Raw genomic sequence first — 23,566 nt, forward strand, 5'->3', positions numbered from 1 at the left:
GGGGATGTCGGTCTTCGCCGGCTGGGGGCTGGAGGCGTTCTGCGCGGGGGCGAGCCTCCGTCGGCGTGCTCCCGGCGGCTCGGCGCGGTCTCCACGGCCTCGGGGTTGTTCGCCGTGCCGGCCGCCTGTGCCACGCTGGCCGCCTGGCTGGTCCCGGCGTTCCGGCAGGACCCGCGCACGTTCGGCCGCCTCATGGGGACGGGGGTCGCCGCGTGGATCGTCGCCGGAGCGGTGCTGTTCCTCGGCGGCCTGCTGGCCGGCTAGCGAACCCGGCAAAGACCGTATCTCTGAGTGAACGTGGGAATACCGAAAAAGTCGGGCATTTCAGGTGCGATTGTCGGATCATGGGGGTATGTCGCAGGCGGCGTGATAGTACGCAGGTGAGGGGGGTGGTTCGATGTCGACGACCCGTGGAGTCTCGTGGACGTGACATAAACGCCGTGCCTGGCCGCTCAGGCAACGAGCGGCCGGGCATTCAACCCGTCACACGCCGCCGTGCACGTCGTCGGCGTCGATGATCTGGTAGGCGTATCCCTGCTCGGCCAGGAAGCGCTGCCGGTGGGCGGCGAACTCCTGGTCGACGGTGTCCCTGCTGACCACCGTGTAGAACCGGGCGCCACCGCCGTCGGCCTTGGGCCGCAGCACCCGTCCGAGCCGCTGGGCCTCCTCCTGCCGCGACCCGAACGTGCCCGACACCTGGATCGCGATGGCCGCCTCGGGCAGGTCGATGGAGAAGTTCGCCACCTTCGACACCACCAGGACCTGGATCTCCTTGTCGCGGAACGCCTGGTAGAGACGCTCGCGCTCCTTGACCCTGGTCTCGCCCTTGATGACCGGCGCGTTGAGGTGCTCGCCGAGCTCGTCGAGCTGGTCGATGTACTGGCCGATGACCAGCACCTGCTCGCCCAGATGCCGCCGGACCAGCGCCTCGGTCACGTACGTCTTGGACGGCGTGGTGGCGCAGAAGCGGTAACGCTCCTCGGCCTCGGCCATCGCGTACGCCAGCCGCTCCTCGTCGGTCAGCGTGACCCGCACCTCGACGCAGTCGGCCGGCGCGATCCAGCCCTGGTTCTCCATCTCCTTCCACGGCGCGTCGTAGCGCTTGGGGCCGATGAGGGAGAACACGTCGCCCTCGCGGCCGTCCTCGCGCACGAGCGTCGCGGTCAGGCCCACCCGCCGGCGGGCCTGGAGGTCGGCGGTCATCCGGAAGATCGGCGCGGGCAGCAGGTGGACCTCGTCGTAGACGATCAGTCCCCAGTCGCGCGCGTCGAACAGCTCCAGGTGGCTGTAGACGCCCTTCCGCCTGGTGGTCATCACCTGGTACGTGGCGATGGTGACCGGGCGGATCTCCTTCTTGTTGCCGGAGTACTCGCCGATCTCGTCCTCGGTCAGCGAGGTGCGCTTGAGCAGCTCGGTCTTCCACTGGTGGGCGCTGACCGTGTTGGTCACCATGATCAGCGTGGTGGCCTGGGCGTGGGCCATGGCCGCCGCGCCCACGATGGTCTTGCCCGCGCCGCAGGGCAGCACGACCACGCCGGAGCCGCCGTGCCAGAAGGCGTCGGCCGCCTCGCGCTGGTAGTTGCGCAGCTCCCAGCCGTCCTGGAGCAGCTTGATGGGGTGGTGCTCGCCGTCGACGTAGCCGGCCAGGTCTTCGGCGGGCCAGCCCAGCTTGAGCAGCGCCTGCTTGACGTTGCCGCGGTCGCTCGGGTGCACGATGACCGAGTCGGCGCCGAGGCGCTCGCCCAGCATCGGCTGGATCTTCTTCGAGCGCAGCACCTCTTCGAGCACCGCGCGGTCGGTCGAGGTCAGGACCAGCCCGTTGACCGGGTCCTTCTCCAGGCGCAGGCGGCCGTAGCGGGCCATGGTCTCGGCGATGTCGACGAGCAGCGCGTGCGGCACCGGGTAGCGGCTGAAGCCGATCAGCGCGTCGACGACCTGCTCGGCGTCGTGGCCGGCGGCACGCGCGTTCCACAGGGCGAGTGGCGTGACGCGGTAGGTGTGGACGTGTTCAGGCGCTCGTTCGAGCTCGGCGAACGGCGCGATCGCCTTGCGGCACGCGTCGGCCTTCTCGTGGTCGACCTCGAGCAGCAGCGTTTTGTCCGACTGGACGATGAGCGGGCCGTCGTTCACGGACATCCCTTCCTACGGTTGACCCTTATCCAACACACACGACGGCAGGAACAGTCCCGGAACGGGTAATCGATCAGTCGTCCAGGCGGCCGGTGAGGCCCAGGAAGAGGAAGAGCCCGACGTTCAGCACGAAACCGGCGCCGAACAACACCCAGCTCCAGACCAGCAGCGAACGGGCGCTTCCGGGCTGCTCGCGGGCCCGCGTCAGCGCCACGGCGGCCAGGATGCCGCCGGGCAGGCCGAGCACGTTGAGGCAGGAGGCGAGGGACAGGAAGTTGAGCACGACGGCGACGATGGCGGCGGCCTGCGGGCCCTCGTCGCGCCGCGGCGGCACACCGTAGCCGTAGCCGTACTGCGGAGGCGGCTGCTCGCCGTAGGGCGCCCCGTAAGGCAGGTGCGGGTAGCCGGACGGATCTTCTTGACTCACGTTCACCTCCAGACAGGTCAACGTTTATCACGGAATACGGACGCGCCCGACCTGGTGTGCGCGCACGGTCACAACAGGCGGCGCAGGGCCTTCCTGTCGAGCTTGAGCACACTGGTGACCGGGATCGACTCGACGAAACGCACCTCGCGCGGGTACTTCACCCGTCCGACCCGGTCGCGCGCCCACTCGATCAGCTCCTCGGCGCTCTCCTCGGCCCCCGGCCTGAGCTGCACGAACGCCACGACCTCCTCGCCCAGCCGCGGGTCGGGACGGCCGACGACGCCCGACATGACCACGTCGGGATGCTGGTTGAGCGCGTCCTCGACGTCGCGCGGGAAGACGTTGAAGCCGCCGCGGATGATCAGGTCCTTCTTGCGGTCGACGATGTAGAGGTAGCCGTCGTCGTCCACGCAGCCGACGTCGCCGGTGCGCAGCTCGTCGCCGACCAGCGCGGTGCCCTCGGGGTCGGGTTCGTGCTCGCCCCAGTAGCCGAGCATCAGGGAGTCGCCGCTGACGCAGATCTCGCCGACGTCGCCGCACTCCACCGCCTCGCCCGCGGAGTCGCGGATGGTGATCGTGTAGCCGGCCAGCGGCAGCCCGACGCTGCCGGCCCGGCGCCTGCCCGGCGGGTTGAAGGTGGTGACGGCGCTGGTCTCGGTCAGGCCGTAGCCCTCCAGGATCTGCGTGCCCGGCATCCGGCGCTCGAACTCCTGCAGCGCCTCCCGGCCCAGCGGCGCCGCGCCGCAGGTGAGGTAGGCCAGGTCGGGGAGCGGGTGCGACTCCAGCGGCTGGGCCAGAAGCATGTGGATCATGGCGGGCACGACGGTGCCGTACTGGACGTGCTGCTCGGCGGCCAGTCTCAGGAACGCCTCCGGCTCGAACCAGCGCATGAGCACGGCCTGCTGGGGCTCGGTCGCGTGCAGGCCGGCCACGGTGATGATCAACCCGTACGCGTGCGAGAGCGGCACAGGCACGATCGCACGATTTTTCCCCTCTTGATGGGATATTTCGTACGCGTCCTTGGCGACCTGCCAGAGCCCGCGATGGCTCAGCATGACCCCCTTGGCGACGCCCGTGGTGCCGCCGGTGTACATGAGCGCGGCCAGGTCACCGGGGTCCCTGCGCACCCGTTCGTGCTCGGTGGCGCTCTCCAGCTCGGCCGTGTCCACATATATCGGGACGTCCACCGCGGCGGCCCGTACGGTCTCCACGAGCTCGGGCGAGGTGACGACGGCGGACGCGCCGCTGTCGAGCAGGATGTGCCGCAGCTCCTCGGCCCCCACCAGGAAGACCACGGGCGTGACCACCGCGCCCGCCGCCCACAACGCCTGGTAGACGATCGGCACCTCGGGGGAGGTGGCCATCATCACGACCACCCGGTCGCCCGGCCCGATCCCGGCCTCGACGAACCCGCCGCACATCCGGCGCGCGCGTTCGGCCAGCGCGTGGCTGCGGTGCCAGACCCCTTCGTAGAACACCGAGTCGTGGTCGTCGAAGCGGTTCCATGACTCCTCGGCCAGCTGGCCCAGCGTTTGCTCGGTCACATGCACAACCTGATCGGAGGCGCCGCGCGCAGTCAACCCTGAACGTTCGCACGTCCGCCCTTGACTGACGATTGTGGACGATGCTCTCATGCCGAGTAAATGTCCAATATCGGCCTAGAGGATCATTCGAGTTTTCGAGTGGCGCTAGATCGTGTATTGGTGGGATAACTAGGGTTCCGTGCTACCAGATGGCCTGCTGCGGTTCTTGTCACCGGCCCGTCGCCCAGAGCAATGGAGGACATGATCGACATGCGCGCGCCGGCGGCCGTGGCCGCGAGCTTCGCGAGTAATGCCTGGTCGGAACGGTGGCTGCCGGGCGGCGCACGGCCAATCCATAAGCCGCGGAAACAAGTAGCCGGACAAAAACTTTCACGAAAGACATTTTCCGTAGACAACTTTCCAGTCAGGCCCGAGGTGACTTCGTGAGCGACACGCTTGAACAGGGCGAGAGCGATCTCGACGACAAAACGCTCATCGAGCGCGTCACCGCCATCAACGAGCAGCTCCGGCCTCTGGTCGGCCCGGTGGCCCGCGACCTCGACCGGCGCGCGGCCGACACCCTGCTGCGCTCCTACCTGGAGCCCGCCGGCTTCGCCGACGCGGTGCGCCGGCTGTCCATGCGCCACCTGCTCGTCCTGGTGGGGGAGGCGGACATGGGCAAGCGGCTCGGCGCCATCGCCCTGCTGTCGCGCATGTCGCTGGCCGAGGGCAGGATCACCGTGCTCTCGCCCGCCGGCAGCGCCGCCGACCTGCTCTCCAGGACGGAGTACGGGCCCGGGCGGGCGTACCTGCTGCACGACTGGATCGCCGGGAGCACCGACCGGAGCGAGCTGCTCGACCTGGCCCGCAAGCTCGCCGAGCTGGGGTCGTACCTGGTGATCACCCGGAACGGCGTCCCGTCGCAGGCGGTCGAGGTGGAGCAGCCGTGGTGCGCGCCCGACTCCGGCGACCTGTTCGACCTGTACCTGAGCGCGTTCGGCGGCCGGAGCGTACCGGCCGGGGCCGCCACCGCCCGGGTCCGCGCGCTGGCGCTGCCCACGCCCGCCGAGGTCGTCCGCCTGGCCACGCGCCTGGTGCGGGACGAGCCCGTGGGCGAGGAGGTGGCCGCCTGGTTCGACACCAAGCCGCCGATGCACGAGGTGCGGGCGGTGGCGGCGCTCGCGTTCGCGCACGGGCTGCCCGAGCCGGAGTTCGCCCGCCGGCTCGCCGCGTTCGAGCCGGTCCGGGAGGCCCACGAGGCGGGGCCGGGGCCGACCGGCGCGCCGCATCCGCTGATCGCCGTGCACGACGGTCTCGTCGTCTTCCGCCTCCCGCACCACCGCGCCCAGGTGCTCGGCGAGCTGGTCGCCCGGTACGGCTACTGGCTGTGGCAGCCGCTGCGCGAGTGGGCGCGCTCGCTGGCCCTGCAGGGGGACGACGTGCGCGCGCGGGCGGCCGAGGGGGTGGCGTTGCTGGCCGCCTGGTCGTTCAGGGAGGCGCGGCAGGAGTTCCTGGAGGTGTGGGCCCGGGGGCGGGCGGGCGAACGGCTGACGGCGGGCGGTGCGCTGTCGTACATGTGCGCCGACGACGCCCTCGCCCCCGAGGCGCTGCGGCTCGCGCTCACCTGGGCACGCGACCCGGCCGACCCGCGGGCGGTCGCGGCGGTCGCCGGACTGTGCGGCGGCCTGTCGCTGCGCTACCCGGCCGACGCGGCGGCCCACCTGCGCCGCCCGGCCGCCGGGGACGGCCCAGCGGCCCGGCTCGCGGCCCACGCGCTCACCCATCCCTGACCAGGACGCGGGCCTGGAAGGCGGGTCAGAGGCCGGCGACGCCGGTGATGCGGTGGAGGGCGAAGCGGTGGACGGCCGCCCTGGTCTCGTCGTACGCGGTCAGGTAGCCGCCCTCCATCCGGGCCGGCTCCAGGATGCGCGAAGTGGCGTTGCCCTGCGAGTCGAGGTAACCGATCCACACCCGTACGCCCTGCTTGATGGCGTCCTGGAGGGCCGAGATCGTGGCCGTGGCGGGCCCGCGGGGCACCGCGCCGCCCGGGGCGTCGACCGGCTCGCGCCGCGCCAGGTGAGCCGCGTCGCCCGCGCGCAGCGCGCGTACGGCCGCCGAGGCCACCTCGGGATCGAGCCCGCCGGCCGAGGCCACGGCGCGTACGGGCGCCACCCCCTCGGTACGCCTGCTGTCGAGCTGGGAGATGATCACGTCGCCGTCGAGCGACTCGGCGACCGGCGCGTACCCCATGGCCCGCAGCGAGTCCACCAGCGCCGCCCTGGACGAGCGCGAGGCGATCACCGTGGGGGCCAGCCGGCGCAGGCGCAGCGCGGCGGCACGGCGGTCGGCGGTGATCTGGTCGAGCAGCGCCGGATCGTCGCACCGGACGTAGGCGCTCGCCGTGCCCACCCGGATCCGCCCGTGCCGCCGGGCCACGTCCGTCACCAGGTACGACAGGGCCTGCGGCACCGGCGTGGCCGAATGGCGGGCAAGCATCGCCAGCAGCTCCTCGCCGCCGTGCCCGGCGTCGAGCGCCCGCCGGATCGAGCCCTCGCCGAACCGGTAGACGGTCGCCCCGCCCTTGGACTCGACGTCGGCGGTGAGCGTCATCCAGCGGTTGAGCTCGCTGGTCAGCGGCCCGGGGGCGACGGCGGTGAGGTCGGCCTGCAGCAGGACGTGGTCGACCGGCTCGGGCAGCAGCGGCGCGAGCAGGCCGGCCGCGTCGCCGCCGTCGAGCAGCGCCCGCCCGTGGCCGGACAGCGTGCCGAGCCCGGTCACGCCGATCTGCTCGGCCTCGCGCAGCGCGAACTCGGTCAGCTGCTCGCGCAGCGGCCCGCGCCGGCGCGGCTGCTCCCAGGCCAGGCGTTCGAGCACCGAGTCGCGGTCGGGCGCCAGGCCCGGCGCGGCGGCCAGCACGCCGAGCGCGGCCGTGCGCACCCCCGGCGCGGAGGCCCGGCGCAGGTCGGTGTGCAGGGCGTTGAGCGGCCGGTCGCGGTCGTCCCGCTCGCCGACCAGGCCGGGCACCCGGTCCATGTGCAGCCAGGCCGCGGCGAGCGTCACCCAGCGGTCGGCGGTGGCCCTGACCCGCCACAGGTCGTAGCCGGAGGTCGGCAGCCACTCGCCGTCGACGCCGCCGCCCGCGGCGACCAGCCCCGCCGCGTGCGCCACCTCGACGACCAGCGCCGCCGCCCATTCGGGCAGGTCGAGGTCGGTCGCGGTGCGCTTCATGTCGCGTACGCCGAGCCCGCCGGTGCGCAGCACCCCCGGCGGATCGATGCTCCACCGCTCGCACAGCTCCTCCACGGATCTGACGAACGAGAACGCCTGGCCCGCCGCCGTACGGTCGGCCAGCTCGCGGTCGCGCGCGGCCCCGCCGAGCGCGGGCGGCACGGCGAGCAGGTCGCGGTGGACGCGCCCGCCGCGCAGGTGCAGGCCCACTTCGCGGGGCAGCGTCACGCTCTCCTCGCCGGTGGCCGCCAGCAGCCCGCGCGCCAGCAGCTCCTCGATGGGCGAACGGGCCGAGGACACGCGCACCTCGCGCCTGGCGTTGGGCACCCGCCCGGTCGGCGGCCCCCACACGAGCTGGTCGAGCGCGCCCCTGGCCTCGGCCGAGACCGCCGCCACCAGGGTCTCGGGGGTGGCCAGCGCGGCGGCCAGCCGCTCCTTGCCGGACCCGTCGGTGCCGGGGGCGACGTCGTCGGCCATCTCGTCGAGCTGCTCGGGCGGGTGGTGCCGGAACACGTCGACGACCCTGGGGCCGAGCCCGGCGGGCTCCTCCAGGACCTTGCGCACGCCCGGCCCGAGGTCGAGCGCGTTGTCGGGGCCGAAGACCAGCGCCAGGTCACGCAGCCGGTCGAGGGCCGCGCTCAGCGCGGGCTCGGGCCTGCCCGCCGCCAGCGCCCGCCCGACCAGGCCGCGCAGCGCCGCCTTCGTCACCGGCCCGTCCTGTACGGCCAGCGTCTCGACGACGGCCAGCGTGAACCGGTCGAGCCGGTCGAGCACCCTGCCGATCGCCGAAGGGCTGGCGGCCCGCGCGGCCAGCCCTTCCAGATGCGCGGGCACCGGAGTGATCAACTCAGGCCGCGCGGAGACGAGCGCCCGAAGCTGTTCGTCGGTGCGCCCCCTGATCCACTCCGTGAACTCCATCGTTGCCATGGTATGTCCCCCCTGATCGGGGCAGCATTGCCAGACGTGATAGAGCGCGCGGACCAAATGGTCCTGAACTACGTCAGCAGGGCGGCCGACGCGGCGCACGGCGTGCTCAGGCCCGACCAGCGGCTCGACTTCGCACGGCGGCTGCGGGCCAGGATCGAGGCGGAGCGGCGGGGCAGCCAGGACGCCCGGGACGTCGCGAAGGTGCTGACGCGCTTCGGCGACCCGGCGGCCCTGGTGGAACGCGAGGCCCGCCGCCTGGCCCACCCACCAGCGGACCCCGCCGGCAGTGTGCTCAGGGGGCGGCCGCGCGACGTCGCCGCCGTCGTGGTGCTGGCGCTGGCCGCGCTGCTGGTGCCGGTGGGGCTGCCGGCCGTGGCGATCTTCCAGGTGCCGGTGCTGGTGTGGGCGGCGGGGGCGGTGGCCGTGCTGTTCAGCGACACGTGGACGCTGGGCGACAAGCTGGCCGGGGCCGGGGCGCCGCTGTTCGGCTACACGGTCGGCGGCGTGCTCGTCGGGGGGCTCCAGGTGGCCGAGCCGGGGCTGGAGGCGTTCGTCGCCCGGTTCTTCGAGGTCAGCGGGGTCATGTTCATGATCGGTACGGCTCTGGGCGTCGTCTGGCTGGCCTACCGGCTGCTCGACGTCAGCTGACCGGCGCGGGGCTGGGGAGCAGGCCGACGGCCAGGCGTACCCAGGCGGCGACGAACTGGTCCTTCTCCGCGTGGCCCGGCATCTCGCCCACGGTCTCCTGGAACAGCCGGTAGTGGACCACCGAGCCGCCGAGCACCGCGGCGATGCCCGTCCAGTCGACCTTGGCGTCGGCGTACTCGGGCTGGGCGCGGAACCAGGTGGTGATCGCGTCGAACATGGGCTGCAGCAGCCCCTCGCGGACCACCGCGACCAGCTCGGGGAACTGGCTCAGGTCCCGGAAGAACACCCGGGTGAGCTCCGACTCCTCCCGCACCTTGGCCAGGCCCGCCCGGCACAGCAGCGACAGGCGGTCCTCCAGACCGGCGGCGGCCTCCATGGTGCTCAGCTCGGCAAGGCTCTCGGCGACCTGGCTCCTGGTGCGGGCGGCGTGCTCGTTGATCGCGGCCGCGAGCACCTCGTACTTGGACTTGAAGTGCCTGTAGAGCCCGCCCGCGCCGGGGGAGAGCCCTGAGGCGGCCTCGATCTCGGCCACGGAGGTGGCGGCGTAGCCACGCTCGGCGAACAGCCGCAGGGCCTCGTCGATGATCCGCTCACGGGTCGATCTGGTCATGTCTGTGCAGATACCTCCGCAACGAGAGTAGTCGTTAGGGCGCAGCGCGCCTGACCAGGCCCGCCAGCGCCGAACCGGCCACGAGCCACACCAGTGCGGCCAGCCCGTCGTTGACGAGCGTGGTCCAGCGCGGGTCGGCGAGCTGGAACAGGTTGGCCAGGCCCAGCGAGAGCCCCGCGGCCAGCGACTCGACGAGCTGGTACCAGCCGTTGGCCGGGTTGGCCCGGAACACCGTGAAGACGGCGTGCAGCGCCAGGGAGAGCGCCGCCAGCCTGGACGCCAGCCGCACCGCGTACGCCACCGACGCCACGACGCGCCGCCAGGCCGTCACCGGCGTGCCGCGCGGCCGGGCGGGCCGGTGGGGACGGGGAGCGGCGGCGGCGACGAGCCGGTCTCCCGTGCCGGTCGTGCGGGGGGTCTCTGACACGGTCACTCCTCTCCGATAAGTAATTCCTTTCTGCCCATTCCCAGAGTCCCACAACAAGGGCCGTTACCGGCGTCGATGCGGCGTTTGGCATCCTGCACGGGTGACTACCTCAGTGGGTTTCGACCTGGACATGACATTGGCCGACACGCGATCAGGCATCGCGGCCGTTTACGACGAGCTGTCAAGCCGTTTGGGCGTGCACATCGACAGCGGTGAGATCGTCACCCGGCTGGGGCCGCCGCTCGAGTACGAGCTGGCCAACTGGATGCCGGCGGCGGCCATTCCCGCGGCCGCCGAGCTGTTCCGGGAGATCTATCCCGCGGTGGGCGTTCCGGTGCACACCGCGATGGCGGGCGCGTACGAGGCCATCGCCGCCGTACGGGCCCGCGGCGGCCGGGTGATCGTGGTGACGGGCAAGAACCCGCGCGACGCCGCCGGCACCGTCGAACTGCTCGGGCTGGCCGTGGACGAAGTGGTCGGATCGGTGTTCGGGGCCGCCAAGGGAACGGCACTCGCGCGCTTCGGCGCGGCGGCTTATGTTGGTGACCATGTCGCCGACATCGAGGCGGCACGCGCGGGCGGCGCCATGAGCGTGACCGTCGCGACGGGCCCTTACACGGTGGGAGAGCTGCGTGAGCACGGAGCCGATGTGGCGCTCGCCGACCTGACCGAATTCGCCGACTGGTTCGCCGGATGGCGTGCGCGCGCCGAACTACGGTAATTGCCCGGCATTTTCCCGGTCGCCTCCGCGCGCTTCGGGGCATAACCTACATCCATTCATCCTTTTCGACTGTTTGAACGAGGTCCTCCTGTGCCGAGTGGCAAGGTCAAGTGGTACGACGCCGACAAGGGTTTCGGCTTCCTCACCCGTGACGACGGCGGTGAGGTCTTCGTGCATTCCTCCGCGCTTCCCACAAACGCCGGCCCGCTCAAGCCAGGCCAGAAGGTGGAGTTCGGCGTGGCCGAGGGACGCCGGGGCCAGCAGGCGTTGTCGGTCAGGATCCTGGACCAGCCGCCGACCCTGGCCAAGACGAAGCCCAAGGGCAAGCGGAAGACGCCCGACGAGATGGTCGTCATCGTCGAAGACCTGATCAAGCTGCTCGACGGCGTCTCCACCTCCTACCAGCGGGGCAAGCACCCCGAGGCGGCGCACGCCAAGAAGATCGCCCAGGTGCTCAGGGCCGTCGCGGACGACCTCGACGCCTAACCGCCCGGGTTCGTCAGGGGTTTGGTGTGGTCGAGGGTCTCGGTCCGTTGCTGATCGGGGGCCTCGGCCCGCTGCCCGGCCAGCTTGGCCTCGGCCGCCCGCACCCGTCCGCGCCTGGTGACCAGCAGCCAGCCGAGCGCGCCGGTCAGCACGACGGCCGGCGCGACGAAGCCGGCCATGGAGCTGCGGGTCAGCGACAACACCAGCCCGAGCAGGCCGCCGAACACCCAGGCGAACTGCAGCACCGCCTCCACCACCCCGAACGTGGACGAGCGCACCTCCTCGCCGATCTCCCGCTGCACGATCGCGTCGAGCGCGAGCTTGCCCAGCTCCTGGGCGAACGCGGTGACCAGCGAGACCGCCAGCGCGGTCCACAGGCCGAACAGGACGGCCGTGGCGATCGTGGTCGCGGCCGTCACCGCCAGCGTGACCAGCACGATCACCTGGGGAGCGTGGTTGCGCGTCCAGTTGGCGACCGCGGCGCCGGCCAGGCCGCCCAGCCCGGCGGCCAGCGCGAGCAGCGCGATCGTCTTGGGCACGTCGAGGAACGAGCCGGCCGCCGCCGGCGCGGCCAGCCACGGCACCGCCTTGTCCTGGACCAGGAAGAGCAGGAAGAACACCAGGAAACCGGAGAAGATCCGGAGCGCCACGTTGGCCCAGACCGCCTCGGCCACGGCCGGGCCCACCTTGAGCAGGGTGCGCCAGCGCGGCGCCACGCCCTCCTCCTCCTGGTCGGGCGAGTCGACGTGCCGCGGCAGGCGTACGGCGGCGACGCCGAGCAGCAGGAAGGCCGGCATGGCAATGCGCAGCACCACGGCGCTGCCCAGCCACGCGGTCAGGCCCGCGCCGACCGGCACCGCCACCCCCGCCGCGACCAGCGTGAACAGCGCCACCCGCGCGTTGGCCGAGACCAGGGTGATGTCGGCGGGCAGCACGCTCGGCATGATCGCCGCCCTGGACACGTTGTACGCCTTCGACAACACCAGCACGCCCAGCGCGCCGATGAACAGCGTCGGCAGGTCGCCCGCCCCCACCGCGGCGGCCATGGCGAAGCAGAGCAGCCCGCGGCCGAACAGCGTGCCGGCCATCACGTAGCGGCGCCCCGACCTGAACCGGTCGAGGATCGGCCCCACGAACGGCGCGAGCAGCCCGAACGGCAACATCGTGATGACCAGGTAGAGCGCGACCGACCCGCGCGCCTCGCCGACCGGCACGCCGAAGAACACCGTGCTGGCCAGGGCCACCGTGACCAGGGCGTCGGCGGCGCTGTTGCCGGCCGACAGCTCGATCAGCCGGCCGAGCCCCGTACGGCCCGCGCCGCCCGCGTACGTCAGCTTCCTGGTCGCCCTGCCCGCCTTGCGCGCGCCCGCGGCGGTGGCGCGGCCGGCCCGGACGGTGCCGCTCGCGGTGGCCCGGCCCGCGCGCACGCCGGCGCGTCCCGCGCCGCCGATGGCATGCCCCATCCGCCGCGAGATGTCCCGAGCCTGCTCCCAGCCACCCCCCACGCCTACCAGTCTTACCCGATTCACCCCTCTTCTCAGCTTCGGATCGGCGGTTGTGGGTCTGCCAGGTCCGCCTATGGGTGAGAATGAAGTGTGAGCGAACAGCACCTTCAGGCGGAGGCGGCCCGATGAGCCGCACCCGGGCCCGCGTCCCCGCTCCCGACCAGGCCTGCGTCGCCGCAGTCGATCTGGCGCGCGCCGCGGCGCAGGAGCTGGCGCACCCGGGCGAGGCCGGCGAGCACCTCGGCTTCGAGAGCGAGGGCGACCGGATCGTCACCCACTACTTCGCCTGCCTCGACCGGGCCTATCGCGGCTGGCGGTGGGCCGTCACGGTCACCCGCGCCTCGCGCGCGAAGAAGGTCACGGTCAGCGAGGCCGTGCTGCTGCCCGGCTCCGGGGCGCTGCTCGCCCCCGAGTGGCTGCCGTGGAGCGAGCGGCTGCGGCCGGGCGACCTGGGCGTCGGCGACCTGCTGCCGACCCCCGACGACGACGACAGGCTGGCGCCCGGTTTCACCGAGCTCGACGAAGACGCCGATCGCCAGATGGTTTTCGAGTACGGCCTGGGCCGAGCCCGTGTGCTCTCGGCCATCGGCAGAGACCGGGCTGCCAGACGCTGGCACGCGGGCGAGCACGGGCCACACACTCCGATCGCACACGCCGCGCCCGCGCAGTGTTCCACCTGCGGGTTCTACTGGCTGCTCTCCGGTGAGCTGCGGCTGTCGTTCGGCGTCTGCACCAACGAGTACGCCCCCGACGACGGCAAGGTCGTCGCCGCCGACCACGGCTGCGGCGCCCACTCGGAGGCGGCCGTGCTGCCCCCGCCGGTCGAGCAGGCCATCCCCATCCTCGACGACCTGGGTTACGACCTGATCGAGGAGGAAGAGGGCTCGGTGGACGGATCCGCCACCGAGGAGCTCGGCCACTCCTGACCGGAGCACGAGCACGGCGGTTTCGTCGGTCAGGGGGCTAACCTACCCTGGCCCCTCTTCACTCGACCAGGATCGTGATCGATGACCGACACCTTTGGCACTGACCGGATGCGAGCCGCCGTCCTCTCCGCCTGGACGGCCTCGCCCGCCCGGTTCCGCGAGGACGCCAACGCCGAGGAGGACTTCGCGCTCGGCGGCTACCGCGACCGGCTGATCGTCGAGCTCGCCCAGAACGCCGCCGACGCGGCGCTGCGCGCGGGGGTGCCAGGGGTGTTGCGGCTGACGTTGCGCGGCGACGTGCTGACGGCCGCCAACACCGGCGCCCCGCTCGACGCGACCGGCGTGGAGGGTTTGTCCACGTTGCGCGTGTCGGGCAAGCGCGACGAGATCGGCGCGGCCGGCAGGTTCGGCGTGGGCTTCGCGGCCGTCGTCTCCGTCTGCGACGAGCCGGCCATCGGCTCGCGCGGCGGCGGCTCGGTGCGCTGGTCGCGGGCCGGCACGTCCGAGCTGGTCGCGGGCATTCCCGTGCTGGCGGGTGAGCTGGCCGACCGGGCGGGCCACGTGCCGCTGCTCAGGCTGCCGTTCGACGCGCCGCCGCTGGAGGTGCCCGACGGGTTCGACACGCTCGTCCGGCTGCCGCTGCGCGACGCCGCGGCGGTCGACGCCGTCCGGGTCATGCTGGCCGAGACCAGCCCGGCGCTGCTGCTCGGCCTGCCCGCGCTGGAGGCCATCGAGATCGACCTCGACGGCGCCACCCGCACGGTCGTGGCCGACGGCTGGCACGTCGTGTCGGACTCCGGCGAGTTCACCCCCGACGAGGTCGCCAGACTGTTCGCCGACCGGCCCACCGAGGAGCGGGCGCGGCCCTTCTGGTCGCTGCGCTGGGCGGTGCCCGTCACCGGCACCGGCGAGCCCGGCCCGCTGCCCGCCGCCGTGCCGCCCGTCGTGCACGCCCCGACGCCGAGCGACGAGCCCGTCGACCTGCCCGCGCTGCTGATCGCGTCCTTCCCGATGGCCACCGACCGGCGGCACGTCGCCAAGGGGCCGCTCACCGACTTCCTGGTCGAGCGGGTGGCCGACGCCTACGTCCGGCTGCTGGGCGAGCTGCCTCGCACGTCCAGGCTGCTCGACCTGGTGCCGTCCCTCATGGGCAAGGGCGAGCTCGACGCGCGTGTCCGGCGGGCCGTGCTCGAACGCCTGCCGTCCGCGCCGCTGCTGCCCGCGTTGTCGGCGCCCGCGCCCGCGGTCCAGACCCCCTCCTTCGCCGAGGCCGAGGTCTACGAGCCCGACGCCGAGTGGCGGGTCGAGCATCCGGCGCGAGAGCCCGAGGGCGACGGCTGGGTGGTCGCGGGCCGGGAGGCGGCCGTCGTGGCCGGGGCCACCGCCGAGCTGCTCGACACCGTGGCCGCCTTCGTGCCGGGGCTGCTGCCCGCCGGGTGGCCGGCCAGGCATCCGGCCATGGTCGCCCTGGGCGTGCGCCGGGTGGAGCTGGCCGACGTGGTCGACCTGCTGTCCGGGGAGGCCGTGGAGGCGCGTGAGCCGTCCTGGTGGCGCTCCCTGTACGCGGTGCTGCCCGCCGACGATCCCGAGTCGCTGGGCGCGCTGCCGGTGCCGCTGACCGACGGCCGTGTGGTGCGCGGCCCGCGCGGCACGCTGATCCTGACCGACGGCGGCGCCGACCTCGACCTCACCCCGCTCGGGCTGCGCATCGTGCATCCGGAGGCGGCCCATCCGGCGCTGCTGCGGCTGGGCGCCGCCGAGGCCACCCCGCGCACGGTGCTCGAAGACCCGCTGACCAAGGCCGCCGTCGCGCAGTCGCTCGACAGCGCCGACCCCGAGCCGGTCGCGCGGGCCGTGTTGTCGCTGGTGGCGGCGTCCGGGCTGGTTCCGGGCGAGGCGCCGTGGCTGGCCGAGCTGGCGCTGCGCGGCGCCGACGGCGAGCTCTACGCGGCCGGTGAGCTGATGCTCGCCGACGGGGCCCTGGCCGGGCTGCTGGCCGCCGACAGCCACCTCGGCGTGGCCGCACCCGAGCTGGAGGAGACCTACGGGGCGCGGGTGCTGGCGGCGGCGGGCGTGCTCGACGGGTTCGCCGTCGCCCACGACTCCGACGTGCTGCTCGACCACGACGACTGCGACCACGACCTCGACGGCGAGGACGAATGGCTCGACCACGTGCTCGACCTGCTGCCCGACCTCGCGGTGCCGCCGGTGGTGGCCGAGTTCGCGGCGGTGCGCGACCTTGAGCTGGTGGCCGACTGGGCGGCCGCGCTGCCGCTGCTGACCCGCCCGCCGCTGCGGGCCGCGCTGCACCCGCTGCGCGTCGAGGGCGTGGAGGTGCCCTCCTACACGGCGTGGTGGCTGGCCAACCATCCGGTGCTCGGCGGTCGCAAGCCGCTTGAGCTGCGGCTGCCCGGCGCCGACCCGCTCCTGCAGGGCCTCTACGCCGACGCGCCGGCCGGGCTCGACGAGGCGGCGCTGTCGATGCTCGGCGTGCGCACCACGCTCGCCGAGCTGCTGGCCGCCCACGGCGGCCCCGAGGAGCTGCTGGAGCTGATGGCCGACCCGGCGATCGAGGTCGATCGGGCGCAGCTGCGGGCGTTGTGGATCGCGCTGGCCGCCGTCGATCCGTCCCGGGTCGAGCCGCCCTCGCGGGTGCGCGCGGTGCTCGGCGGCGACATCGTGGTGGCCGCCGCCGAGGACGCCGTGGTGGTCGAGGCCCCCGACCTGCTGCAGCTCGTCACCGACCGGCCGCTGGTGCTGGCCTCCTACGACCTGGCCGAGGCGCTGTCGGAGCTGCTCGACCTGCCGCTGGCCGGCGAGCTGGCCACCGGCGAGGTGACCTCGCAGGGCGAGGTGCGCGCGGTGCCGCCGCAGGTGCGCTCGCTGCTGCCGACGGCGCCCGAGACGTACGTCGAGCACGAGAAGCTGCTGGTCGACGGCGTCGCCTGCACGTGGCGCTTCTTCGAGGGCGCGGTCCACTGCACCGGCGTCGACGGGCTGGCCCGCGGGCTGGCCTGGGCCACGGGCCAGTGGAACGACCGGCTGGCCGTGGCCGCGCTGCTGCGCGACCCGGAGGCGGTGCCGCTGCTGCTGGCCGAGGCCGACCTGTCCTGAGACCGGCGGGCCGCCTCCCCGTTCGGGGGCGGCCCGCCGCGGTCAGGCCGCGCAGGTGGTGCCCGCCGCCGGCACCTTCCCGTTCAGCAGGTACGCGTCCACCGCGCGCGTCACGCACCCGTCGCCGCTCAGGTAGGCGCCGTGGCCCTCGCCCTCGTACGTCATGAGCACGCCGGTCCTCAGCTTGGCGTTGAGCGCGGTGGCCCACTCGTACGGCGTGGCCGGGTCGCCCTTGCCGCCGATGACCACGATGGGCGCCGAGCCGGTGGCGTCGATGCGCTTGGCCGCGTCGTCGCCGGGGGTGGGCCAGTGGCCGCAGGCGGTGGCGGTGCCGTCCGCCGACAGGATGGGGAAGATCTTCTTGATCCTGTCGTCCACCCGGGCCATGTCGGCGGCGGTCGGGCGTTCGGTGGTGTCGGCGCAGGTGATGGCCTGAAGGCTGGTCATCATGGTGGAGTAGGTGCCGTCGGGCCGCCGTCCGGTGTAGGCGTCGGCCAGGGCGAGCAGGGTGGCGCCGTCGCCCTTGATGCCGGCCGCGGCGGCCTGCTCCAGCACCGGCCAGGCGGACTTGGCGTACAGCGGGGTGATGACGGCGAGCTGGGCCAGGCCGTAGGTGAGCTGCCGGTCGCCGACCTTGAGCGGCTTGCTCCTGAGCCCGTCGAGCAGCTTCTCGACGGCGCTCCGCACGGCGGCCGGGTCCTGGCCGAGGTCGCAGGTCTGGGCCACGCAGTCTTCGGCGAACGCCTCGAAGGCGTGGGCGAAGCCGGTGGCCTGGGTGACGGCGCGCTGCTCGAAGGTGACCGTGGGGTCGAAGGCGCCGTCGAGGACGAAGCGGCCGACGTTCGCGGGGAAGCGGGTGGCGTAGACGGCGCCGAGGTGGGTGCCGTAGGAGAAGCCGAAGTAGTTGAGCCGCCGGTCGCCGAGCGCGGCCCTGATGCGGTCGAGGTCCTGGGCGGCGTTCACGGTGCCCACGTGGGGCAGGATCTTGCCCGAGTCCTTCTCGCAGGCGGCGGCGAACTTCTTCGACATCGCCTCGCCGTCGGCCCCGGCGGGCGCGGCGAGGAGGGCGTCGAGCTCGCCGCCGCATTTGACGCCCGCGCTGCGGTCGACGCCGCGGGGGTCGAAGCTGACGAGGTCGTAGCGGGTGCCCAGGCTGCCGAACGCCTTCGCGGCCTGGGCCAGCGTGTCGACGCCGGACCCGCCGGGCCCGCCGAAGTTGAGGACCAGCGAGCCGAGGGGGTCGCCGGTGGCCTTGATCCGGATCAGCGCCAGGTCGATCTTCTGGCCGCCGGGGTCGCCGTAGTCGAGCGGCACCTGGACGGCCCCGCACTGGACGGCCTCGTCCTTGGGCAGCGGCTTGCCGTCGGGCCCGGTCAGCCCGGTGCACGGGCTCCAGGCGACGGTGCCCTTGCCGGGCCCGGCCTGCTTCGCGGGCTCACCTGTGGTGCCGCAACCGGCGAGGACGGCGGCGCCCAGCAGGATCGTCAACATCGCCTTCTTCATGCTGACCAGCCTGCCGGGACGGTGTCCGCCCAGGTAGTGGAGGAAGACATGGCTTCCTGATGACTTCGGAGATGTCCGGAAGATGATGAATGTCAACCCCGGCGCGGACGGCGGACGAACCACATGCCGAAGAGGCCGAAGCCGACCCCGGTGACGCAGGTCCAGATCCACCACGTGTTCTCGGGGGCCGGGCGGAAGATCAGCAGGACGATCAGGGCGACGGCCCACAGGGCGGTGCCGGCACCGACGGCGGCCGTGTCGTTGGTCTTGATCGGCTCGGGATCAGGGTGCCACTGCTGCTTCACGTGTCCAGCCTAGCTTCCAATCGGGTCTCGATCCGATTGCGGACACTTTTCCCAGCTCACCACTACTGTCACTCTTCGCCCCGTGAGTGACATGCGTAATGCAATAGACCGTTTCTTCGCAATCTCTGCACGAGACTCCACGATCTCCCGTGAGGTACGTGGCGGCCTGGCCACGTTCTTCACGATGGCCTACATCGTGGTGCTGAACCCGATCATCCTCGCCTACGGCAAGGACATCGACGGCCAGGTCATCGGCGATGGCACGACCCCGCAGGTGGCGCTGGTCGCCGCGGGCACGGCGTTCGTGGCGGGCATCCTGACGATCATCATGGGCGTGGTCGGCCGGGTGCCGTTCGCGATGGCCGCCGGGCTCGGGCTCAACGCCTTCGTGACCTTCAACATCGCCACGGTGATGACCTGGGAGGAGGCCATGGGCCTGGTCTTCCTCGAAGGCGTCATCATCGCGATCCTGGTGCTGACCGGCCTGCGGACGGCGGTGTTCCACGCCATCCCGGCCCAGCTCAAGACCGCCATCAGCGTCGGCATCGGCCTGTTCATCGCGCTGATCGGCTTCGTGGACGCCGGTTTCGTGCGCAAGGCCGCGGGCACGCCGCTGGAGCTGGGCATCGGCGGCCAGCTCACCTCCTGGCCGGTGTTCGTGTTCATCGTGGGCCTGCTGGCCACCGCCGCCATGGTGGCGCGGAAGGTCAAGGGCGCGATCCTGATCGGCATCGTCGGCTCGACCGTCCTGGCGATGGTCGTCCAGGCGGTCACCAAGGTGGGCGCGGCCTCGCCCAAGAACGCCGGCGGCTGGCAGCTCAACGTCCCCGCCATCCCCGCCGCCGACAAGATCTTCGGCTTCCACAACCCGCTGACGCTGTTCACGGAGTTCGACCCGATCGGCGCCTTCAGCCGGATCTCCGTGCTGCTGGCCGTGCTGTTCGTGTTCACCCTGCTCATCACCGACTTCTTCGACACGATGGGCACGATCGTCGGCGTCGGCCGCCAGGCGGGCCTGGTCCAGGCCGACGGCACGCTGCCGCGGACCAAGGAGATCCTGCTCGTCGACTCGATCGCGGCGGCGGCGGGCGGCGCCGGCTCGGTCTCGTCGAACACCACCTACATCGAGTCGGCCGCCGGCGTCGGGGAGGGCGCGCGGACCGGTCTGGCCAGCGTGGTCACCGGTGTGCTGTTCCTGGTCGCCATCTTCTTCGCGCCGTTGGTCGCCGTCGTGCCCTACGAGGCCGCCACGCCCGCGCTGGTCGTCGTCGGCTTCCTCATGATGACCGCCATCCGCGACATCGACTGGGACGACTACGAGATCGCCATCCCGGCCTTCCTCACCATCGTCGTCATGCCGTTCACCTACTCCATCTCGAACGGCATCGGCGCCGGCTTCATCAGCTACGTGCTGGTCAAGGTCGTACGGGGCAAGGCGCGCGAGATCCACCCGCTGATGTGGGGCGTCACCGCGCTGTTCGTCCTCTACTTCGCGATCGGCCCGATCCGGGCCGCGATCGGTCTCTGACCTCGATGTCCAGGAGCCGCCCCGCACATGTGGGGCGGCTTCGGGGTATCAAGGAGTGAGACGAACCTGACCTAGGGAAATATCTTGCCTTCGCATATAGTTAGCAAAGGTAATGAGACGTGCTAATGAACAACCAGCCCAAGATGGACCTGCGCAGCGACGCGGGCCTGGCCTCAGCCCTGCGCGTGTCGATGGCAAGGCTGACCAGGCGACTCCGGCGTCAGGCGGCGGCGCACTCGCTGACGCCCACCCAGTTCGCGACGCTCGCCGCCGTGGAACGGCATTCCGGGATAACCCCCGGCGAATTGGCCGAGCTAGAGAAGGTGCAACCGCCCTCGATGACGCGCGTGATCGCCGCGCTAGAGGAACGCGGCCTGGTCGCACGCACCCCGCACCCGACCGACCGGCGTCAGGTGACCGTGACCGTGACCGAGGCCGCCCAGACGCTGCTGAAGGAGGAACGCCGCCGCAAGGAGGCGTGGCTGACACAGCGGCTGAAGGAGCTCTCGCCGGAGGAGCGGTCGATCCTGCGGCAGGCGGCGCCGATCCTGGAGAAGCTCAGCAAGATATAGAGCCTGAGCAACCCAAGACCGGGATGTTCCGGTCGCTCAAGGTTCGCAACTATCGCATGTTCGCGGCAGGTGGCGCCGTCTCCAACGTCGGCACCTGGCTGCAGCGCACCGCCCAGGACTGGCTGGTGCTCGACCTGACCAAGGGCCCGCACGGCGTGGGAGGCAGCGCGGCGGCCCTCGGCCTGGCGACCGCCCTGCAGTTCCTGCCGATGTTGCTGTTCGGGCTCTTCGGCGGCGTGCTCGCCGACCGATACCCCAAGCGGCCCATCCTCATCGCCGCCCAGTCGATGATGGCGGTGCTCGCGCTCACCATCGGCGTGCTGACCATGACCGGCACCGCGCAGGTCTGGCACGTGTTCGTGATGGCGTTCCTGCTCGGCCTGATCTCCTGCGTCGAGGTGCCGACCAGGCAGGCGTTCGTGGTCGAGATGGTCGGACGGCAGGACCTGCCCAACGCCATCGCCCTGAACAGCTCCATCTTCAACCTCGCCCGCGTGGTGGGCCCCGCGCTGGCCGGCATCCTGATCTCCGTGCTGGGCGGCACCGGACCGATCTTCCTGATCAACGCGCTCACCTTCGGCGCGGTGATCTCCAGCCTGGTCTTCATGCGGAAGTCCGAGCTCAACCTGTCCGAGCCGGTGCCCAGGGCCAAGGGCCAGCTAAGGGAGGGCCTGCGGTACGTGCTGCGGCGCGAGGAGCTCCTCATGCCGATACTGCTGATCGCCTTCGTGTCGATGTTCTCGCAGTCGTTCTCGATGTCGATCGCGCTGATGGCCCGCGAGGTGTTCGGCGCCGGGGCGTCGTCGTTCGGGCTGGCCTCCAGCATGTTCGCGGTGGGCGCGCTGGGCGGCGCGCTGCTGGCGGCGCGGCGGGCCAGACTCTCGCGCAAGGTGCTCTTCTCCGGGGCGATCGGGTTCGGGTTGTTCCAGGTGCTGACCGGGCTGGCCCCCTTCTACCCCGTCTATCTGCTGCTACTCGTCCCGACCGGCATCGCGTTGATCACCATCAACACGGCCGCGAACGCGAGTGTGCAGATCGCCACGTCCCCCGAGATGCGGGGCCGGGTCATGGGCATCTACATGCTGGTCTTCACCGGGGGAGCGCCCGTCGGGGCGCCGCTGATCGGGTGGCTGTCGGAGCTGGGCGGGCCGCGTACGGGTGTGCTGCTGTCGGGCGTGCTCGTCCTGGTGGGCACCGGGCTCGCGGTGCTGGTGACCAAGCTGATCGGCAACCGGATGGCCAGGCCCGCGCTGGCGATGGCATGACGATGGCGTGATCCGTCCCCGTCCGGGGACAATCGCATGACATGAGGCTCTTCGCGGCCGTGGTTCCGCCTGAGGAGGCGCTCGACGAGGTCGAGCGGGCCGTGGCGCCGTACGTCGGGCAGGTGCCGGGGCTGCGCTGGGCCGGCCGCCCCACATGGCACGTCACGCTGGCCTTCTACGGCGAGGTGCCCGAACGGGCGCTGCCCGACCTGCGGGTACGCCTGGAGCGGGCCGCCCATCGGCACACGGTGCTCGACCTGGCCCTCGCCGGGGCCGGGGCGTTCTCCTCGGCGCGGCGGGCCAGGGTGCTCTGGGCCGGGATCGCGGGCGACTCCATGACCCGGCTGGCCGACTCGGCCCGCGCGGCCGGTCGCCGCGCGGGGGCCGTGCAGACCGACGAGAAACGGTTCCACGCGCACCTCACCCTGGCCAGGGCCCGGACGGACACCGACCTCAGAGAGCTGGTGGAGTCGCTGGCCGGGTTCGCCGGGACGCCGTGGCGGGCCGAGCGCCTGCACCTGTTCCGCAGCCACACCGGGCCTGCGGTGAGGTACGAGTCACTCGGCGATTGGGCGCTCGCACCGGTGAAGCGGGGCTAGGCTCCAGGGCGTGGACCGTCCTCGCCCCTGGCTGCTGCCCCTCGTGCTCGGCCTGCTGTTCCTGATCGTTCTTCTCGGCGCCCTGCTGACCTGAGCCGTCCCGAGCGGCCGGGCCCGTGGTCGTGCCGGGCCCGGCGGTCACGCCGTCACCAGGCGTAGTCCTCCGGGGCGGTGCGGTGACCGGGGAAGATCTCGTCGAGGCGGGCCAGGGTGGCCTCGTCCAGCTCAATCTCCAGCGTGCGCATGCTGCCTTCGAGCTGCTCCAGCGTGCGCGGGCCGATGATCGGGGCGGTGACCGCGCGCTGCCGCAGCAGCCAGGCCAGCGCCACGTACGCCGGGTCCTCGCCCAGCTCGTCGCAGAGCTTCTCGTACGCCTCGATCTTGTCCCGGTGCTTGTCCAGCTCCCGGACCATGGTGTCGGAGGCGGACCGGCCCTTGTCGATCTTGCGCAGGACGCCGCCGAGCAGCCCGCCGGCCAGCGGGCTCCACGGGATCACGCCGATGCCGTAGTCCTCGCAGGCGGGCAGCACCTCCAGCTCCACCGTCCGGGTGAGCAGGTTGTAGTGGCTCTGCTCGCTGGTCAGCCCGAACGTGCCGCGCCGCGCCGCCGTCTCCTGGGCCTTGGCGATGTGCCAGCCCGCGAAGTTGGACGAGCCCACGTAGATGACCTTGCCCTGCTGCCGCAGGACCTCCATGGCCTCCCAGAACTCCTCGAAAGGCGTGTTCCGGTCGACGTGGTGGGCCTGGTAGATGTCGATGTAGTCGGTCTGCATGCGCTTCAGCGAGGCGTCGCAGGCCCGGCGGATGTTCAGCGCCGACAGGCGGCGCTCGTTGGGCCAGTCGCCCATGTCGCCGTAGAGCTTGGTCGCGATGACCGTGCGCTCGCGACGGCCGCCGCCCTGGGCGAACCAGCGGCCCAGGATGTTCTCCGTGATGCCCTCGCCCTTCTTCCAGCCGTAGACGTTCGCGGTGTCGAAGAAGTTGATGCCCAGGTCGTGGGCCTTGTCCATGATCGCGAAGGAGTCTTCCTCCGAGGTCAGCGGGCCGAAGTTCATCGTGCCGAGGCAGAGCGGGCTCACCTGGAGGCCGCTGCGTCCGAGGTTGACATAGTCCATGGGGTCC

The 23,566-nt window shown here is 72.1% G+C and carries 21 protein-coding genes; 11 read left to right on the forward strand and 10 right to left on the reverse strand.

Going from position 1 to position 23,566, the window contains the following annotated elements; translation table 11 throughout:
* Positions 1 to 105 precede the first annotated feature (105 nt).
* Positions 106 to 264: a hypothetical protein gene (locus ACNF49_RS08040; protein WP_482943266.1), complete on the forward strand. Its 159-nt coding sequence runs from the start codon at positions 106 to 108 to the stop codon at positions 262 to 264.
* Positions 265 to 483: 219 nt separating this feature from the next.
* Here the strand turns inward: ACNF49_RS08040 and ACNF49_RS08045 are convergent, their stop codons facing one another.
* The 3 genes from ACNF49_RS08045 to ACNF49_RS08055 form a co-directional block, all read right to left on the reverse strand.
* The gene (locus ACNF49_RS08045; protein WP_357976162.1) at positions 484 to 2,136 is read right to left on the reverse strand and encodes a DNA repair helicase XPB; all 1,653 of its coding nucleotides are present in this window, start codon (positions 2,134 to 2,136) and stop codon (positions 484 to 486) included.
* A gap of 67 nt (positions 2,137 to 2,203) precedes the next feature.
* Positions 2,204 to 2,557, reverse strand: coding sequence for a hypothetical protein (locus tag ACNF49_RS08050; RefSeq protein WP_357976166.1), 354 nt, complete (start codon positions 2,555 to 2,557; stop codon positions 2,204 to 2,206).
* Between the two features lie 68 nt (positions 2,558 to 2,625).
* Positions 2,626 to 4,101, reverse strand: coding sequence for an AMP-binding protein (locus ACNF49_RS08055; RefSeq protein WP_357976169.1), 1,476 nt, complete (start codon positions 4,099 to 4,101; stop codon positions 2,626 to 2,628).
* A gap of 422 nt (positions 4,102 to 4,523) precedes the next feature.
* On the opposite strand from ACNF49_RS08055, the gene ACNF49_RS08060 reads away from it, so the two are divergent.
* Positions 4,524 to 5,870, forward strand: coding sequence for a hypothetical protein (locus ACNF49_RS08060; protein WP_482943267.1), 1,347 nt, complete (start codon positions 4,524 to 4,526; stop codon positions 5,868 to 5,870).
* A gap of 25 nt (positions 5,871 to 5,895) precedes the next feature.
* Here ACNF49_RS08060 and ACNF49_RS08065 read toward each other — a convergent pair whose 3' ends face one another.
* Positions 5,896 to 8,226, reverse strand: coding sequence for a helicase-associated domain-containing protein (locus ACNF49_RS08065; protein WP_357976175.1), 2,331 nt, complete (start codon positions 8,224 to 8,226; stop codon positions 5,896 to 5,898).
* 45 nt (positions 8,227 to 8,271) lie between these two features.
* On the opposite strand from ACNF49_RS08065, the gene ACNF49_RS08070 reads away from it, so the two are divergent.
* Positions 8,272 to 8,883 carry a hypothetical protein gene (locus ACNF49_RS08070; RefSeq protein ID WP_498702265.1) on the forward strand — a complete coding sequence of 204 codons (612 nt, stop codon included), beginning with the start codon at positions 8,272 to 8,274 and terminating at the stop codon, positions 8,881 to 8,883.
* On the opposite strand, the gene ACNF49_RS08075 is transcribed toward ACNF49_RS08070, so the two are convergent.
* Together ACNF49_RS08075 and ACNF49_RS08080 are read right to left on the reverse strand one after the other, a co-directional pair.
* Positions 8,876 to 9,493: a TetR/AcrR family transcriptional regulator gene (locus tag ACNF49_RS08075; RefSeq protein ID WP_357976178.1), complete on the reverse strand. Its 618-nt coding sequence runs from the start codon at positions 9,491 to 9,493 to the stop codon at positions 8,876 to 8,878. The genes ACNF49_RS08070 and ACNF49_RS08075 overlap by 8 nt on opposite strands.
* 34 nt (positions 9,494 to 9,527) lie before the next feature.
* Complete coding sequence (locus tag ACNF49_RS08080; protein WP_482943269.1) at positions 9,528 to 9,920, reverse strand: hypothetical protein; 393 nt, start codon at positions 9,918 to 9,920, stop codon at positions 9,528 to 9,530.
* Positions 9,921 to 10,032: 112 nt separating this feature from the next.
* On the opposite strand from ACNF49_RS08080, the gene ACNF49_RS08085 reads away from it, so the two are divergent.
* Both ACNF49_RS08085 and ACNF49_RS08090 read left to right on the forward strand, forming a co-directional pair.
* On the forward strand, positions 10,033 to 10,641 hold the full coding sequence (locus tag ACNF49_RS08085) for an HAD family hydrolase (RefSeq protein ID WP_357976184.1): 609 nt from the start codon (positions 10,033 to 10,035) through the stop codon (positions 10,639 to 10,641).
* 90 nt (positions 10,642 to 10,731) lie between these two features.
* On the forward strand, positions 10,732 to 11,127 hold the full coding sequence (locus ACNF49_RS08090; protein ID WP_352320910.1) for a cold-shock protein: 396 nt from the start codon (positions 10,732 to 10,734) through the stop codon (positions 11,125 to 11,127).
* Here ACNF49_RS08090 and ACNF49_RS08095 read toward each other — a convergent pair.
* Positions 11,124 to 12,590, reverse strand: coding sequence for an MFS transporter (locus ACNF49_RS08095; RefSeq protein WP_357976187.1), 1,467 nt, complete (start codon positions 12,588 to 12,590; stop codon positions 11,124 to 11,126). The two genes, ACNF49_RS08090 and ACNF49_RS08095, sit on opposite strands and share 4 nt — an antisense overlap.
* A 167-nt stretch (positions 12,591 to 12,757) precedes the next feature.
* Here ACNF49_RS08095 and ACNF49_RS08100 point away from each other — a divergent pair, with 167 nt between their 5' ends.
* Positions 12,758 to 13,558 (forward strand): DUF3027 domain-containing protein, encoded by an 801-nt coding sequence (locus ACNF49_RS08100; RefSeq protein WP_357976190.1) that lies wholly within the window; start codon positions 12,758 to 12,760, stop codon positions 13,556 to 13,558.
* Positions 13,559 to 13,639: 81 nt separating this feature from the next.
* Entirely contained in the window at positions 13,640 to 16,672 is a 3,033-nt protein-coding gene (locus ACNF49_RS08105) for a sacsin N-terminal ATP-binding-like domain-containing protein (RefSeq protein WP_482943270.1), read from the forward strand.
* Between the two features lie 42 nt (positions 16,673 to 16,714).
* On the opposite strand, the gene ACNF49_RS08110 is transcribed toward ACNF49_RS08105, so the two are convergent.
* Together ACNF49_RS08110 and ACNF49_RS08115 are read right to left on the reverse strand one after the other, a co-directional pair.
* Entirely contained in the window at positions 16,715 to 18,175 is a 1,461-nt protein-coding gene (locus ACNF49_RS08110; RefSeq protein ID WP_482943271.1) for an alpha/beta hydrolase, read from the reverse strand.
* 92 nt (positions 18,176 to 18,267) lie between these two features.
* Complete coding sequence (locus ACNF49_RS08115) at positions 18,268 to 18,480, reverse strand: DUF2530 domain-containing protein (RefSeq protein WP_357976197.1); 213 nt, start codon at positions 18,478 to 18,480, stop codon at positions 18,268 to 18,270.
* A 91-nt stretch (positions 18,481 to 18,571) separates the two neighbouring features.
* Between ACNF49_RS08115 and ACNF49_RS08120 the strand changes: the two genes are divergently transcribed.
* From ACNF49_RS08120 to thpR, 4 genes are all read left to right on the forward strand, one after another.
* A complete protein-coding gene (locus ACNF49_RS08120; protein WP_357976200.1) occupies positions 18,572 to 20,008 on the forward strand; it encodes an NCS2 family permease in 1,437 nt (478 codons plus the stop codon).
* 125 nt (positions 20,009 to 20,133) lie between these two features.
* The gene (locus ACNF49_RS08125; RefSeq protein ID WP_357696577.1) at positions 20,134 to 20,580 is read left to right on the forward strand and encodes a MarR family winged helix-turn-helix transcriptional regulator; all 447 of its coding nucleotides are present in this window, start codon (positions 20,134 to 20,136) and stop codon (positions 20,578 to 20,580) included.
* 23 nt (positions 20,581 to 20,603) lie between these two features.
* Positions 20,604 to 21,845, forward strand: coding sequence for an MFS transporter (locus ACNF49_RS08130; RefSeq protein ID WP_357976203.1), 1,242 nt, complete (start codon positions 20,604 to 20,606; stop codon positions 21,843 to 21,845).
* A 41-nt stretch (positions 21,846 to 21,886) separates the two neighbouring features.
* Positions 21,887 to 22,444, forward strand: a complete 558-nt coding sequence (gene thpR, locus ACNF49_RS08135; protein WP_482943274.1) for an RNA 2',3'-cyclic phosphodiesterase — start codon at positions 21,887 to 21,889, stop codon at positions 22,442 to 22,444.
* A 146-nt stretch (positions 22,445 to 22,590) separates the two neighbouring features.
* On the opposite strand, the gene ACNF49_RS08140 is transcribed toward thpR, so the two are convergent.
* The gene (locus ACNF49_RS08140) at positions 22,591 to 23,559 is read right to left on the reverse strand and encodes an aldo/keto reductase (RefSeq protein WP_357976209.1); all 969 of its coding nucleotides are present in this window, start codon (positions 23,557 to 23,559) and stop codon (positions 22,591 to 22,593) included.
* Between the last annotated feature and the right edge of the window lie 7 nt (positions 23,560 to 23,566).

It is taken from the genome of Actinomadura sp. ATCC 39365 (assembly GCF_054392275.1).

Bases quoted from the DNA above. Each gene is read 5' to 3' on its own strand.
- ACNF49_RS08130 (WP_357976203.1), top strand. From the start codon at position 20,604: ATGTTCCGGTCGCTCAAGGTTCGCAACTATCGCATGTTCGCGGCAGGT.
- ACNF49_RS08105 (WP_482943270.1), top strand. From the start codon at position 13,640: ATGACCGACACCTTTGGCACTGACCGGATGCGAGCCGCCGTCCTCTCC.
- thpR (WP_482943274.1), top strand. From the start codon at position 21,887: ATGAGGCTCTTCGCGGCCGTGGTTCCGCCTGAGGAGGCGCTCGACGAG.
- ACNF49_RS08065 (WP_357976175.1), bottom strand. From the start codon at position 8,226: ATGGAGTTCACGGAGTGGATCAGGGGGCGCACCGACGAACAGCTTCGG.
- ACNF49_RS08140 (WP_357976209.1), bottom strand. From the start codon at position 23,559: ATGGACTATGTCAACCTCGGACGCAGCGGCCTCCAGGTGAGCCCGCTC.
- ACNF49_RS08120 (WP_357976200.1), top strand. From the start codon at position 18,572: ATGCGTAATGCAATAGACCGTTTCTTCGCAATCTCTGCACGAGACTCC.
- ACNF49_RS08100 (WP_357976190.1), top strand. From the start codon at position 12,758: ATGAGCCGCACCCGGGCCCGCGTCCCCGCTCCCGACCAGGCCTGCGTC.
- ACNF49_RS08075 (WP_357976178.1), bottom strand. From the start codon at position 9,493: ATGACCAGATCGACCCGTGAGCGGATCATCGACGAGGCCCTGCGGCTG.
- ACNF49_RS08125 (WP_357696577.1), top strand. From the start codon at position 20,134: ATGAACAACCAGCCCAAGATGGACCTGCGCAGCGACGCGGGCCTGGCC.
- ACNF49_RS08095 (WP_357976187.1), bottom strand. From the start codon at position 12,590: ATGGGGCATGCCATCGGCGGCGCGGGACGCGCCGGCGTGCGCGCGGGC.
- ACNF49_RS08045 (WP_357976162.1), bottom strand. From the start codon at position 2,136: ATGTCCGTGAACGACGGCCCGCTCATCGTCCAGTCGGACAAAACGCTG.
- ACNF49_RS08110 (WP_482943271.1), bottom strand. From the start codon at position 18,175: ATGAAGAAGGCGATGTTGACGATCCTGCTGGGCGCCGCCGTCCTCGCC.